At 63.8% G+C, this 13,417-nt stretch carries 10 protein-coding genes and 1 other RNA gene; 5 read left to right on the forward strand and 6 right to left on the reverse strand.

The genetic code is table 11. The features are described 5' to 3' along the window. Window positions 1-82 precede the first annotated feature (82 nt). The 3 genes from clpB (at window position 83) to C0Z18_RS18975 (ending at window position 3,647) form a co-directional block, all read left to right on the forward strand. Window positions 83-2,680, forward strand: coding sequence for an ATP-dependent chaperone ClpB (clpB, locus tag C0Z18_RS18965; RefSeq protein WP_102646957.1), 2,598 nt, complete (start codon window positions 83-85; stop codon window positions 2,678-2,680). Between the two features lie 116 nt (window positions 2,681-2,796). Further along, entirely contained in the window at window positions 2,797-3,264 is a 468-nt protein-coding gene (locus tag C0Z18_RS18970; RefSeq protein ID WP_102647005.1) for a MerR family transcriptional regulator, read from the forward strand. Further along, complete coding sequence (locus C0Z18_RS18975; protein WP_102646958.1) at window positions 3,207-3,647, forward strand: carboxymuconolactone decarboxylase family protein; 441 nt, start codon at window positions 3,207-3,209, stop codon at window positions 3,645-3,647. The genes C0Z18_RS18970 and C0Z18_RS18975 overlap by 58 nt, the downstream gene beginning before the upstream one ends. A gap of 6 nt (window positions 3,648-3,653) precedes the next feature. On the opposite strand, the gene C0Z18_RS18980 is transcribed toward C0Z18_RS18975, so the two are convergent. The 6 genes from C0Z18_RS18980 to trxA form a co-directional block, all read right to left on the reverse strand. Continuing rightward, complete coding sequence (locus tag C0Z18_RS18980) at window positions 3,654-5,018, reverse strand: MATE family efflux transporter (RefSeq protein WP_102646959.1); 1,365 nt, start codon at window positions 5,016-5,018, stop codon at window positions 3,654-3,656. A gap of 6 nt (window positions 5,019-5,024) precedes the next feature. Continuing rightward, a complete protein-coding gene (locus C0Z18_RS18985; protein WP_102646960.1) occupies window positions 5,025-6,785 on the reverse strand; it encodes an ArnT family glycosyltransferase in 1,761 nt (586 codons plus the stop codon). A 252-nt stretch (window positions 6,786-7,037) separates the two neighbouring features. After that, on the reverse strand, window positions 7,038-7,301 hold the full coding sequence (locus tag C0Z18_RS18990) for a type B 50S ribosomal protein L31 (protein ID WP_102646961.1): 264 nt from the start codon (window positions 7,299-7,301) through the stop codon (window positions 7,038-7,040). A 187-nt stretch (window positions 7,302-7,488) separates the two neighbouring features. Next, window positions 7,489-8,346: a M90 family metallopeptidase gene (locus tag C0Z18_RS18995; RefSeq protein WP_102646962.1), complete on the reverse strand. Its 858-nt coding sequence runs from the start codon at window positions 8,344-8,346 to the stop codon at window positions 7,489-7,491. 54 nt (window positions 8,347-8,400) lie between these two features. Continuing rightward, window positions 8,401-9,663, reverse strand: a complete 1,263-nt coding sequence (rho, locus tag C0Z18_RS19000) for a transcription termination factor Rho (RefSeq protein WP_102646963.1) — start codon at window positions 9,661-9,663, stop codon at window positions 8,401-8,403. Window positions 9,664-9,849: 186 nt separating this feature from the next. After that, window positions 9,850-10,176 carry a thioredoxin TrxA gene (gene trxA, locus C0Z18_RS19005; RefSeq protein WP_102647006.1) on the reverse strand — a complete coding sequence of 109 codons (327 nt, stop codon included), beginning with the start codon at window positions 10,174-10,176 and terminating at the stop codon, window positions 9,850-9,852. A 370-nt stretch (window positions 10,177-10,546) separates the two neighbouring features. Here trxA and ffs point away from each other — a divergent pair. Both ffs and C0Z18_RS19015 read left to right on the forward strand, forming a co-directional pair. After that, an RNA gene (ffs, locus tag C0Z18_RS19010) (signal recognition particle sRNA small type) lies at window positions 10,547-10,645 on the forward strand. A 240-nt stretch (window positions 10,646-10,885) separates the two neighbouring features. Then, window positions 10,886-13,360 carry a DNA polymerase III subunit gamma/tau gene (locus C0Z18_RS19015; RefSeq protein ID WP_102646964.1) on the forward strand — a complete coding sequence of 825 codons (2,475 nt, stop codon included), beginning with the start codon at window positions 10,886-10,888 and terminating at the stop codon, window positions 13,358-13,360. The last annotated feature ends 57 nt before the right edge of the window (window positions 13,361-13,417 follow it).

Consider the following 13,417-nt stretch of genomic DNA (forward strand, 5'->3'; position numbering starts at 1 on the left):
AGGCGTGGCGCGACAAAAATAGTGCTTGAAACGAGCCGAGAGCACCTCATTTTGGTGATAGTCAAAAATTGGAGGTCTCTTCATGAGAATCGACAAGCTCACCACCAAGTTCCAAGAAGCGCTCGCCGATGCCCAAAGCCTCGCGGTAGGTCGTGGCCAGCAATATATCGAACCGGTTCACGTGCTGGCGGCGCTCGTGGCGCAGCAAGACGGCTCGGCCCGCTCGCTGCTCTCGCGCGCCGGCGTGCACGTGCAAGCCCTGCAAACCGCGCTGAACGAGGCTATCGCACGCTTGCCGCAAGTGCAGGGCACGGATGGCAACGTGCAGATCAGCCGCGAGCTGAACGGCTTGCTCAATCAGGCCGACAAAGAAGCGCAGCAACTGAACGACACGTTCATCGCGAGCGAGATGTTTCTGCTCGCCGTGGCGGACGACAAAGGCGAGGCGGGGCGGCTCGCGCGCCAGTACGGTCTAGCCCGGAAATCGCTCGAAACGGCGATCGCGGCCGTGCGCGGCGGCGGGCAGGTGCATAGCGCCGACGCCGAAAGCCAGCGCGAGGCGCTCAAAAAGTACACCATCGACCTGACCGAACGCGCGCGGGCCGGCAAGCTCGACCCCGTTATCGGCCGCGATGACGAGATTCGGCGTTCGATTCAAATCCTGCAGCGCCGCACGAAGAACAATCCCGTGCTGATCGGCGAGCCCGGTGTCGGCAAGACGGCGATCGTCGAGGGCTTGGCGCAGCGTATCGTCAACGGCGAGGTGCCCGAGTCGCTCAAGAGCAAGCGCGTGCTGTCGCTCGATATGGCGGGACTGCTCGCGGGCGCCAAGTACCGCGGCGAGTTCGAGGAGCGTCTAAAGGCCGTGCTGCAGGACATCGCACGCGACGAAGGCCAGACGATCGTGTTCATCGACGAAATCCATACGATGGTGGGCGCGGGTAAGGCCGAAGGCGCGATGGACGCCGGCAACATGCTCAAGCCGGCGCTTGCCCGCGGCGAGCTGCATTGCATCGGCGCGACGACGCTCGACGAATATCGCAAGTACATCGAGAAGGACGCCGCGCTCGAGCGGCGCTTCCAGAAGGTGCTCGTGGACGAACCGTCGGTCGAAGCCACGATCGCGATTTTGCGCGGCCTGCAAGAAAAGTACGAGCTGCATCATGGCGTCGAGATCACCGATCCGGCGATCGTCGCCGCGGCTGAACTGTCGCATCGCTATATCACCGACCGTTTCTTGCCGGACAAGGCGATCGATCTGATCGACGAGGCCGCCTCGAAGATCAAGATGGAGATCGACTCGAAGCCCGAGGAGATGGACCGGCTCGACCGTCGCTTGATCCAGTTGAAGATCGAGCGCGAAGCGGTGAAGAAGGAAAAGGACGAGGCGTCGCAAAAGCGGCTGCAATTGATCGAGGAAGAAATCGAGCGGCTCAATCGCGAGTATTCGGATCTCGAGGAAATCTGGACGGCCGAAAAGGCGGCCGTGCAGGGCAGCGCGCAACTGAAGGAAGAGATCGAAAAGACGCGGGCCGAAATTGCGCGCCTGCAGCGCGAAGGCAAGCTCGAGAAGGTCGCGGAGCTGCAATACGGCAAGCTGCCCGAACTCGAAGCGCGGCTCAAGCAAGTGACGCAAGCGGAGGCCAAGGAGCAGAACAATCCCACGCAACCGCGCCTGCTGCGTACCCAGGTGGGCGCGGAAGAGATCGCGGAAGTCGTGTCGCGTGCAACGGGCATCCCCGTGTCGCGCATGATGCAAGGCGAGCGGGAAAAGCTGCTGCAAATCGAGGGGAAGTTGCACGAGCGCGTGGTCGGACAAGACGAAGCGATCGTGGCCGTGGCCGATGCGATCCGGCGCTCGCGCGCGGGACTGGCCGATCCGAACCGGCCGTACGGTTCGTTCCTGTTCCTCGGGCCGACGGGTGTCGGCAAAACGGAACTGTGCAAGGCGCTGGCCTCGTTCCTGTTCGACTCCGAAGAGCACTTGATTCGGATCGACATGAGCGAGTTCATGGAAAAGCACAGCGTCGCGCGCTTGATCGGCGCGCCGCCGGGCTACATCGGATACGAGGAAGGCGGCTATCTGACGGAAGCCGTGCGCCGCAAGCCGTATAGCGTCATCTTGCTCGACGAGATCGAGAAGGCGCACCCCGATGTCTTCAACGTGCTGCTGCAAGTACTCGACGACGGCCGCATGACCGACGGGCAAGGGCGCACGGTCGACTTCAAGAACACGGTCATCGTGATGACCTCGAATCTCGGTTCGCAGATGATTCAAGCGATGGCCGACGAGCCGCAGGAAGCCGTGCGCGATGCGGTGTGGGCCGAGGTCAAACAGCATTTCCGGCCTGAGTTCTTGAACCGGATCGATGAGGTCGTGGTGTTCCATTCGCTCGATCGCAGCAATATCGAGTCGATTGCCAAGATCCAATTGCAGCGTTTGCACGAACGGCTCGCGAAGCTCGACATGCAACTCGTGGTGTCGGACGCCGCGCTCGAACAGATCGCGAAGGTGGGTTACGATCCGCTGTTCGGCGCACGTCCGCTCAAGCGTGCGATCCAGCAAGAGATCGAGAATCCGGTGGCCAAGCTGATTCTCGCTGGGCGCTTCGGGCCGAAGGACGTGATCCCTGTCGAAGTGGAAGGCGGCAAATTGGTGTTCGAGCGCGTGGTGCATTGATCGCGCCAGATAGCGGACCTGTCATGGCCGAGCGTTCGCGCTCGGCCGTTTTTTTTCATTACCGCGCGAACGCGCTTGACTTAGAGTGCGCTCGAAGTCTTAACGTTGAGGTCGTCATGTCGGAAGCACTCACCATCGGCCGTATGGCCGAGGCACTCGGAGTTTCGACGCACACGCTGCGGTACTACGAGCAGGCGGGGTTGATTCGACCCGTGTCCCGCTCGCAGGCGGGCCACCGGCTCTATTCGCGTGCCGATATCGAATGGTTGCGTCTCGTGATGCGGCTCAGGGCCACGGGAATGCCGATCGCTCGCATCCAGGCGATTGCCGAGCTTAGAGCGGAGGGGCCCGCCACAGCAAACGAGCGGCGTGCGTTGCTGCTCGAGCATCGCGACGCGGTGCAAGCCGAATTGCGGCAATGGCAAGCGAACCTGGCCGCGATCGAGCAGAAGATCCGCGACTACGATGCGATGCTCAGCGACATGACGGATGACAAGAACAACCCTCAACCGTCAAAGGAACGATCATGGCAATCGACACGAACGCAAACAACGAACGCTACACGCGTGGATGGGCAAAGCTGAAAGAGGTGGACGGTGAAGTCGGCGAGCGTGTGGTGGCGTCGCTCGCGCAGATCGCGCCGGAGTTCGGGCGGCTCGTGATCGAATTCGGCTTCGGGGACATCTATAGCCGTCCGGGCCTCGACCTGAAGTCGCGCGAGATTGCGACCATCGCCGCGTTGGCCGCGCTCGGCAACGCGCAACCGCAACTGAAGGTGCATATCGAAGGCGCGTTGAACGTCGGCTGCACGCGCGAGGAAATCGTCGAAGTGTTCATGCAGATGGCCCTGTATGCGGGGTTTCCGGCTGCGCTGAACGCGCTCTTTGCCGCCCGCGAGGTCTTCGCCGCACGCGACGCGGCCGAGGCTGCGCCGACGGTTGCGTCGACGGCGACGGTCGCCGCCTGAGGCGCGCTAGCGCGAGGCTGACGCTTCGCTCGTGCGGCGCGCACTGATCGCGCGCCAATGAGCGAATAGCCCACCGCCGGCCACGGCCAGGCTGGCGGCGCTGGCGGCCCAAAAGCCACGAGCACCGGTGAGCCAGGACGGGATCGTGCCGCTTACGTCGAATCCGAGCGCATACCCGCCGCCGAGCCCGACACCCCATAGCGCGATGGCGTAGATCACGGTGGGTACGACGGCCACTTTGTATGCGCGCAGCACGAACGCCGTTACCGTCTGGAACGTATCGAAGATGTGATAGACGAGCATGATCGGCAGCAGCGGCATCGCAGCCGCGATGACCGCCGCGTTGGTCGTGTAGCCCGCGAGGATGGCCGGCCGCAGGATGAAGGCGATCGCCGCGTACGCGAGCCCGATCGCACACGCCATGACGATGCCGTGAAACGCCAGCGTGCGCGCGTGGTCGTAACGGTGGGCGCCTAGCGCTTGCGCGACGAGCGTCGAGGTGGCGATGCCGATCGACATCGGCGTCATATAGAGCACCGCACCGAGGTTACCGGTGATCTGATGGCCGGCGAGCGTCGTCGTGCCGAAGCGCGCGATGAACAGCGCCATGAACGTGTAAGAGGTGACTTCGATCAGGTACGACAGCCCCATCGGCACGCCGAGCTTGAGCAGCGCGATTTGGCGCTTGCGATCGGGCCAGCAAAAATGCTTGAAGATCTCGAACTGTGCGAAGAAGTCGAGCTTGGCGAGCAACGCCAAGCCGATCGCGGCGAACGAGTAATTGATGACGGTGCTGGCCAGTGCGCAGCCGGGGCCGCCGAGCGCCGGAACGCCGAAGCCGCCGAAAATGAACCACAAGTTGAGCGGAATCTTCAGCAACAGCGCGGCCACCTGCAGAATCATGACCAGACGCGGCTTGCCGATTCCGTTCGCGAGCGCCGTATAAACGCGAAATACGAGGCTGGCGGGCAGCCCGAGCGCCGCAATGCGCAAATAGGTTTCGGTACGGTCGTAGAGCGCGGGCGGCACTTTGGAGATCGCGAGCAGCGGCCCCGGGAAAAACATGACGACAAAGCCGAGCACCGCGAGCGCCGCCGACAGCCAAAGCCCTTGGCGCACCTCCTCGCCGATCTCGGTGTAGCGCCGCGCGCCGAAGAGTTGCGCGGCGATCGGTTGAAGGGCCAGGACGACGCCCGTCAGAGCGACGAAGACCGACACGTAGACCGACGAGCCGAGCCCGAGCGCCGCCAAATCGACAGCGGAAAACCGTCCCACCATCACGGTATCCATGACGCCGAACGCGATCACGGCCAATTGACCGATCAGGACCGGCCAGGCGAGGCCGGCGATTTTGCGGATGTCGGCGAACATGGGGAATCAGGGGCGGCGTTGGCGAACGAGGTGTCGATGCCGCTCCGCCTTCGGCGCGGGCCGATCGACGCGCACGTACAGACGGAATCGCTCGTCGCGGTCGGCCGCGCGCCGGCCTTCCCAAACGAGCTTCCAAGCGTAGTTGAGCATCGGACTCGGTGCGCTGAAGTCGGCGGAATCTTGCCGGAGCAGCACGTCGCAGTCCTGACTGAACGAAAACTGCATATCGGCGAAATAGGCGAACGAGGCAAGTTGCGCGTCGCCGAGGCGCACGGGGGAAATGCAGGTGTAGTCGTCGGGCAGATGCTCCGCGATTTGCAGCGCGACGTCCCGGTAGGTTCGGCTGTAATTGACCATCGGCAGCCACAGCGTCATCAGCAGTACCCACATGAGCGTCGTGCCGGCGCTCGAGAGGACGACACTGCGCCAGAGCACCTTCGGGTGCCGTGCGATGCGCCAGCGCACCAGCGCGAACCAGCAAACCGTCGCCCCGATCGCGCAGACGAACGCGAGCACGTTGAATTGCGGTACGAAGCCGGGCACGAGCCGGGCGAGGTTACGCGCGAGCGGATGCGGAAAGCCCGTTTGCGCCGCGAGCCAGACGAGCCAAACGAAGATGCCTAGAATCGAAAAGCTCAAGACCGCGAACCAATCGATCGCGTTGATCGCGCCGCGCTTGAGCGTCGGCAGCGCGAAGGCGGCCAACGTCGCGAGCGGGGGCAGCAGCAGAATATAAAGCCGATTCGTTTGATGGCTTTGCAGCACCGCGAGAATCAGCACCGGCAGCGCGACCGATACGGGAATCGCCACGTGCGGTTTGCGGCGCAGCCCGCCCCAGCTGACCCAGGCCCATATGGCGAGAGGCCACGCGGGCCAGGTGAACAGAGGCAGGTTCTTGAACGCGTAAAGCCAGACGTGGCCCGTCGGGGCCGAGAAGCGATTGATGCTGCCGTTGATCCATTGCTGCACGAACCAATGGGCATCGTCGGGGTAGGCGTGCAGAATCACGAGGGGCCACGCTAACGCGAGCGCGAGCGCGAGCGGAAGACCGATCGCCAACAGCCAAACGGAGCGCAGTTCGCGGACGATGACGATCATCGCGAGCGTACTGACGAGCAATGCGCTCACGAGCAACGGATTGCCCGCTAGGGCGAGCAGCCCCAATGCCCCCCCCCACCAAAGTGCGCCTTGCAGCGGTTTTTCGGCGCCGCGCACGAGCCCGTAGACGAGCATGGCGATGGCCATGAATTGCGACAGTTGCGGGGTGGCTTCGTGTCCGCGCTCGGCGAGCCCGAAACAAGCGACGAGAATCAGCAGGGCCCCGTCGGCCAACGTGCGGCCGAAATCGCGCGGCTCGGGTTCGCCGCCGAATGCGTATTTGAACGGTTGAACTTCGGCGCGGCGGCCGAGCAGATAGGCTGCGTACCAGACGAAGGCGCACGTCGCGCAAAACAGCAAGCCCGTGGCGAGCCGCGACGCATTGGAGGCGTCGACCCAGGGCGCGAGCGCGCGGATGGAGATCGCGCCGAGCCAGTATCCGAGCGGCCCGTCATCGGTGATGAACTTGCCTACGAGATTCGGCAGCAGCCAATCGCGCGTATGGCCGCCGGCCATCGTCCACATGACGCCGAAGCCCGCCGCGTCCTCGTTTTTCCACGGGTCGCGCCCGAACAGGCCGAACGCCGCGTAGACGATGCAAAGCGTAAGCAACAGCCAGCGCGGGAGGGCGCGTGTGGCGGAAGCGGTGAGGCGAACGACGGGTCTCATGCAGGCTGCGGGTCTCGGACGGCGGTTGTTATGCAGTGGTTGTCATGCTTATAGAGCGGGCGGCAGGGCGCGCGCGATCCGGCATTGTAGTCGCGCGCCGCCGCGCCCGCCATGCGACGCGGCGGATGTGTTCCTTCGCACCAACGAAAATGGGCAGCATGATGCTGCCCATATCGCAAAAAAGGGCAGCGTAGCGCTGCCCTTTTGTCCGGTCCGGCGTAGGGGCCGGGCGCATCGTTTTGCGCTGTGTGCTTACTTCGCTGCCTTGCCGGCTGCGCGTGCACCGAACTTCTTGTTGAACTTCTCGACGCGGCCTGCCGTGTCCATGATCTTTTGCTGACCCGTGTAGAACGGGTGCGATTCCGACGACACTTCGATCTTGGCGAGCGGGTAGGTCTTGCCGTTGTGCTCGACCGTTTCGCGCGTTTGGATCGTCGAGCGCGTCACGAACATGAAGCCGTTCGACAGGTCGTGGAAAACGACTTCGCGGTAATCGGGGTGAATGCCTTCTTTCATGATGTTTCCTTTAGTCTGGCGGTAGCCAACCCACGCTGCACTGCCGCGCAAGGCGCCCCTGAGAGCGAACGTGCGGCATGCCGAAGGCGCGAGCCACTTGCCTAAGGTCGAAAAACGGCGATTATGCCAGAAAATCAGGCGGTTGACGAATTATTCGCGTTGCGAAAAATCAGCCGCCGCGGCTCCGTCATCCGGCGCTTTCTTCCGCCTGGCTGGCGGTATCGGCGAGCACGCCCTTACGCGCGGGGTCTTGACGGTAATAGCGCGCGAGTAAGCGGTAAAGCTCCGGGAATTCCTGCTCGAATGCCTTGGGCTGCACGAACAACGCCTCGCTACAAACGGCGAAGAATTCGGAAGGGTGGTCGGCCGCGTACGGATCGATCAGCGATTCGCGTTCGAAGCGCGCCCAACGGCGGCGCGGGACGTTATCGACCACGTCGCAAAAACGGTCGTATGCGTGATCGAACACGTCGGCCCAAGCCTGCGCATCGAGCGGTGCGTGCCAGCGCCGGAAAAGGGGCGGGTGGCCGTCGGTTTCGCCGGTCAGCATGTCGATCTTGTGCGCGAACTCGTGAATGACGACGTTATAAGCGTCCTCGCCGTCCGTGAGTTGCGCGTCTTCCCACGACAGAATGACGGGGCCGCCTTCCCAAGCCTCGCCGCTCGCGTCGTGCTCGACCTCGTGGACCACGCCGTCCTCGTCCTCGACGGTCTTGCGAATGACGAATTCGCCCGGATAGACGGTGATGCCCACCCATCCGCGGTATAGATCGAGATTCAAATTGAGGACCGGCAGACACGCTTGCACGGCAATGCCGACGATCATCTTGTCGGTCAGCTCGAGTTCGTGCGCGGTCGAGAATTGCTTTTGAGCGATAAACAGGCTCGTCATCTCGCGTAGCCGAACGAGATCGGCGGCGTCGAGGTAGCCGAGGAACGGCAGACCCGCGAGCGTGGCCTGCCACAGCGCATCGTCGATGGCGTGCTCGCGCAACGCACGCTCGCGGCGGCGCGTACCGAACCAGCGCGTGAGCTTGGAGAGCATCGGAGAGCGAGGAGGGGTGCCGCCTTCATCGTTCGACGAAGGCGGCGCGATGCCTTAGCCGCCGCGACGCATCAAATCGAAGAACTCGGAATTGCTCTTCGTTTGACGGATCTTGTCGAGCAAGAACTCCATCGCTTCGACTTCGTCCATGTCGTGGATGAACTTGCGCAGCACCCAAATCTTTTGCAGGATTTCGGGCTTGATGAGCAACTCTTCGCGACGCGTGCCCGACTTGTTCAAGTTGATCGAGGGGTACACGCGCTTTTCCGCGAGACGGCGCTCGAGGTGCACTTCCATGTTGCCCGTGCCCTTGAACTCTTCGTAGATCACGTCGTCCATCCGGCTGCCGGTTTCGATGAGCGCCGTGCCGATGATCGTGAGCGAGCCGCCTTCCTCGATGTTGCGCGCCGCGCCGAAGAAACGCTTCGGGCGTTGCAGCGCGTTGGCATCGACACCGCCCGTGAGCACCTTGCCCGAAGCCGGGATCACGGTGTTGTAGGCGCGCGCGAGACGCGTGATCGAATCGAGCAGAATGACGACGTCTTGCTTCATCTCGACGAGACGCTTCGCCTTTTCGATGACCATCTCGGCCACTTGCACGTGGCGCGTAGCGGGTTCGTCGAACGTGGAGGCGATCACTTCGCCCGCGACCGAGCGCTGCATTTCGGTCACTTCTTCGGGGCGTTCGTCGATCAGCAGAACGAAGAGCACGACGTCCGGATGGTTTTGCTTGATCGCATGCGCGATGTGCTGAAGCATGACCGTCTTACCGGACTTCGGCGAGGCGACGAGCAGCCCGCGCTGGCCTTTGCCGATCGGGGCGATCATGTCGATGATGCGGCCCGTGACGTTTTCCTCGCCGCGCATTTCGCGCTCGAGCAGCAACGGCTTGTTCGGGTGCAGCGGCGTGAGGTTCTCGAACATGATCTTATGTTTCGAGGCCTCGGGCGGCTGTCCGTTGACCTTGTCGACCTTGACCAGCGCGAAGTAACGCTCGCCGTCTTTCGGCGTACGCACCTCGCCCTCGATCGTATCGCCCGTATGCAGGTTGAAACGACGGATTTGGGAGGGGCTGATGTAGATGTCGTCCGTGCTCGCGAGGTACGACATTTCGGGCGAACGCAGGAAGCCGAATCCGTCGGGCAGCACTTCGAGCGTGCCGTCGCCGAAAATCGTCTCGCCGGTTTTGGCGCGCTTCTTCAGGATGGCGAACATCAACTCTTGCTTGCGCAAGCGGTTCGCGCTTTCGATCTCGAGGCCGTTCGCCATCTCGATCAATTGAGACACGTGCTGAGACTTAAGCTCGGATAAATGCATACGGAAATCCCGCCGGGGAAGGTGCGACGAAAAGAAATGTGGGAGGAGAGTTGAGCGGAACCGCTCAGAGACTTAAACGTCTTGAAGTCTTATGATTCTAGCATAGCACAGGCAACGCGCGGCTCTATTGGCCGTTGTGCCGCATGCCGGGCCTGTTGTCCTGCTGCAACAGGCCCGGCGAGCTCGTCACAGATGGCTGTCGAGGAACGCGGTCAATTGCGATTTCGACAATGCGCCGACCTTCTGCGCCGCCACCGCCCCGTTTTTGAACAGGATCAGCGTGGGGATGCCGCGCACGCCGAACTTGGCGGGCGTCGATTGGTGCTCGTCGACGTTGATCTTGGCGATCTGGAGACGGTCGCCGTAATCCTTTGCGACTTCGTCGAGAATCGGGGCAATCATTTTGCACGGACCGCACCACTCGGCCCAAAAATCGAGAAGCACGGGCTTGTCGGATTTCACGACGTCCTGTTCGAACGATGCGTCGCTGATGTGCTTGATTTGTTCGCTCATGTAAAAGTACCTCTTCGGGTTCGAGGCCCGCGTCTGAAATTGCTCGCCACGATACACTAAAACCGGAAATCGTTCCGAACGCTCACGCCCGGGCGGGTATGCCGGAGACGGACGCGGCGCCGGCTTCGAAAGAAAAGCGCGCGACGCAAGCCGTTCTACGAGGCTCGCGACAGTCGCGGGTCGCCTAGTTGTCATATTAGCCCAAATTGCTATGTGTCGTACGAAGCGATAGCCCCGGCAGGAGCGTTGCCGCACGCGCTTCGCGGCGCGCTCTCGTGCGGCATTCGGCCATGGTTGCATGCCGCCTGTCGATGGTGCGCCGCGAAACAAAATTGCGCGGGCGCTCGGAACCGGTGATAGAATGCGACGTGACGGGCCTCCTCGCATGGAGGGGCGGTCAACCTGGTCAGGTCGGGAACGAAGCAGCCACAGCCGTTTTCCACCAGTGCCGAGGGTCAGGCTCGTCACCTTCCGCTTTGCCTTTTCAGCTTTGCCTCTTCCGCTTTTTCTTTCCCCTTGTTTTGTTTCCCGTGCGCTTGCCGAATGCGGCATCGTCTCCGCTTTGCGTTTTACCTCCCGTTTTCTCGTCGTTGACCCCGTAGCCGCGCCTTGGAACTTAGGGGCGCGCCGGCGGCTGATCATCGCCACCGGCTTCGCAAGCGCGATCGCAGTTGCATTGGCGCCGGGGCGTTGCTGATACAATTTCGCGATGACCTATCAAGTTCTCGCACGCAAGTGGCGACCGAGGGATTTCGCTTCGCTCGTCGGCCAAGAACACGTCGTGCGCGCGCTCACGCACGCGCTCGACGGCGCGCGTCTGCACCACGCCTATCTGTTCACCGGAACGCGCGGCGTCGGCAAGACGACACTTTCCCGTATCTTCGCAAAAGCGCTCAATTGCGAAACCGGCATCACGGCGAAGCCGTGCGGCGTGTGCCGCGCATGCCGCGAGATCGACGAAGGACGTTTCGTCGATTACGTCGAAATGGATGCGGCCAGCAACCGCGGTGTCGATGAAATGGCCGCGCTGCTCGAGCGGGCCGTGTATGCGCCCGTCGATGCGCGCTTCAAGGTCTACATGATCGACGAAGTGCACATGCTGACCAACCACGCCTTCAATGCCATGTTGAAGACGCTGGAGGAGCCGCCGCCGCATATCAAGTTCATTCTCGCGACGACCGACCCGCAAAAGATCCCCGTCACGGTGCTCTCGCGCTGCCTGCAATTCAACTTGAAGCAGATGCCGGCCGGCCATATCGTCGGCCATCTCGAAAAGATTCTGGCGGCCGAGCAGATCGTTTTCGAACCGCAGGCGTTGCGTTTGCTCGCGCGCGCGGCGGAAGGCAGCATGCGCGACGCGCTGTCGCTGACCGATCAGGCGATCGCCTATTCGGCCAATCAGGTCAGCGAGGAAGCCGTGCGCGGCATGCTCGGCGCGCTCGATCAGAGCTATCTGATTCGTTTGCTCGATGCGATCGCCGCCGGGGACGGTCCGCTCGTGCTGTCGATCGCCGACGAGATGGCATTGCGCAGTTTGTCGTTTTCCACGGCGCTGCAAGATTTGGCGAGCTTGCTGCACCGCGTGGCCTGGGCGCAGTTCGCGCCGGCCTCGGTGCTCGACGAATGGCCGGATGCGAACGATTTGCGCCGGTTCGCGCAGGCGCTGACGCCCGAGCAGGTCCAGTTGTATTACCAGATCGCCACGCTCGGGCGAGCCGAACTGGGCCTCGCCCCCGACGAGTATGCGGGCTTCACGATGACGCTGCTGCGCATGCTCGCGTTCGAGCCGGCCTTGCCGCCCGGATCGGGGCCGGCCGGGCCGGCGCCCAAACGCGGTGGGGCGCCTGCCGGCGCCGCGGGCGCGCGCGGCGCCGCTGTCGTTGCCCAGGCGAGCCGCGGCGCTGCGCAAAGTGTGGCGGCGCCGCAGAGTGCGGCAGCCTCTCAAAGCGCAGCGTCTGCGCGTTCGGCTTCTCGCGAAACGCCGGTCGATACGCCCGCGCCGCGAGCCGCCGAGCCGCCGATGCAAGTCGCGTCGGCCGACGCGGGCGAGGGCGGCCGCGTGCCCGATGCGTCGGCCGACGGCGCGCCGCAAACCGCCGTGTCGTCCGCGTCCGATGCGTCCGATGCGTCCGGTATGAACGGCGAACGCGCCGCGATGTCCGTTGCCGACGAAAATCGGGCGTCGCCGCTGGCCACCGGCGAGACGCCGACTACCCAGACCCAGCACGCGCCGGCTCGCGCGACGCCCGCCGCGCCGGATTCGGCGCCGAGCGTGCCGCGAGCCGATGCGCCGGGAGAACCCGTCGCGCAGGCGAGCGTCGCGCAGCCGCAGGCGGTGCCCGACGAGTCCTTTGCGGAGCCCCCTGTCGAGTCGCGCGCCCGCATGGGCGGCGCGAGTGCCGCGCTGGACGTGTTGCGTAACGCGGGCATGCGTGTATCGACCGATCGCAACCGGGCGGCCGCCAAACCCGCTGCGGCCGCTCCCGTGAAAGCGCCGGCGCCGCGCGCGCCGGTGGTCGTGCCCACGCCGCGTCCGCGCACCCCCGAGCGCAACTCGGCTCCGGCACCTTGGGACGACATGCCGCCGCTCGACGACTATCCGCCGCCGTCCTCTGAGGACGACTATTTCGCCGGTCCGCCGGACGACGGGTTCGTCCCGGTTTTCGGCGCGGGACCGGACGACGTTCGGCTCGACACGCGTTTCGACTCGCCCGCCGTGCCTTCCACGCCGGCCGTCGACCTCAGCAAGCTGCCCGCGCCCATTGCGCTCGATGCAGTCGGGTTCGCAGGGGATTGGCCGGCGCTCGCGTGCAGCTTGGGTCTCACGGGCGTCGCCCATCAACTGGCGTTCAACAGCGAGTTGACCGAGCTCGATGGCCTAACGCTTGCGCTTAGCGTTCCGGTGCCGCAGTACGCGGACGCGGCGCAAGTGGCGAAGCTCAAAGCCGCGCTGGCGGAAAAGCTGGGCACGGTCGTCGAGGTGCGCGTCGTGGTCGGGCCCGCGCGACGGACGGCGGCGGTGCTCGATGCGGCCGCGCGGGCTGAGCGTCAGCGCGAGGCGGAGCGCGAAATCGGCGCCGATCCGTTCGTTCAATCATTGATTCGCGAGTTCGGTGCGAGTATCGTGCCGGGCTCGATCAAGCCGGTGTCGCCCGATACCGAAGCCGGAGCGGGGGCGCGCTGAGCGCTAGCGTGCGCGGCAGCGTGTCGCGGCAAGCCGGTCACGCTTTCCATCATTCAT

The organism is Trinickia dabaoshanensis (assembly GCF_002879885.1).
GTDB classification, from domain to species: domain Bacteria; phylum Pseudomonadota; class Gammaproteobacteria; order Burkholderiales; family Burkholderiaceae; genus Trinickia; species Trinickia dabaoshanensis.

What these genes read in the sequence shown, in the direction of transcription:
- C0Z18_RS18975 (WP_102646958.1), top strand. Translation starts at nt 3,207, where the DNA reads ATGGCAATCGACACGAACGCAAACAACGAACGCTACACGCGTGGATGG.
- C0Z18_RS18985 (WP_102646960.1), bottom strand. Translation starts at nt 6,785, where the DNA reads ATGAGACCCGTCGTTCGCCTCACCGCTTCCGCCACACGCGCCCTCCCG.
- clpB (WP_102646957.1), top strand. Translation starts at nt 83, where the DNA reads ATGAGAATCGACAAGCTCACCACCAAGTTCCAAGAAGCGCTCGCCGAT.
- C0Z18_RS18980 (WP_102646959.1), bottom strand. Translation starts at nt 5,018, where the DNA reads ATGTTCGCCGACATCCGCAAAATCGCCGGCCTCGCCTGGCCGGTCCTG.
- C0Z18_RS18970 (WP_102647005.1), top strand. Translation starts at nt 2,797, where the DNA reads ATGTCGGAAGCACTCACCATCGGCCGTATGGCCGAGGCACTCGGAGTT.
- C0Z18_RS19015 (WP_102646964.1), top strand. Translation starts at nt 10,886, where the DNA reads ATGACCTATCAAGTTCTCGCACGCAAGTGGCGACCGAGGGATTTCGCT.
- trxA (WP_102647006.1), bottom strand. Translation starts at nt 10,176, where the DNA reads ATGAGCGAACAAATCAAGCACATCAGCGACGCATCGTTCGAACAGGAC.
- C0Z18_RS18990 (WP_102646961.1), bottom strand. Translation starts at nt 7,301, where the DNA reads ATGAAAGAAGGCATTCACCCCGATTACCGCGAAGTCGTTTTCCACGAC.
- rho (WP_102646963.1), bottom strand. Translation starts at nt 9,663, where the DNA reads ATGCATTTATCCGAGCTTAAGTCTCAGCACGTGTCTCAATTGATCGAG.
- C0Z18_RS18995 (WP_102646962.1), bottom strand. Translation starts at nt 8,346, where the DNA reads ATGCTCTCCAAGCTCACGCGCTGGTTCGGTACGCGCCGCCGCGAGCGT.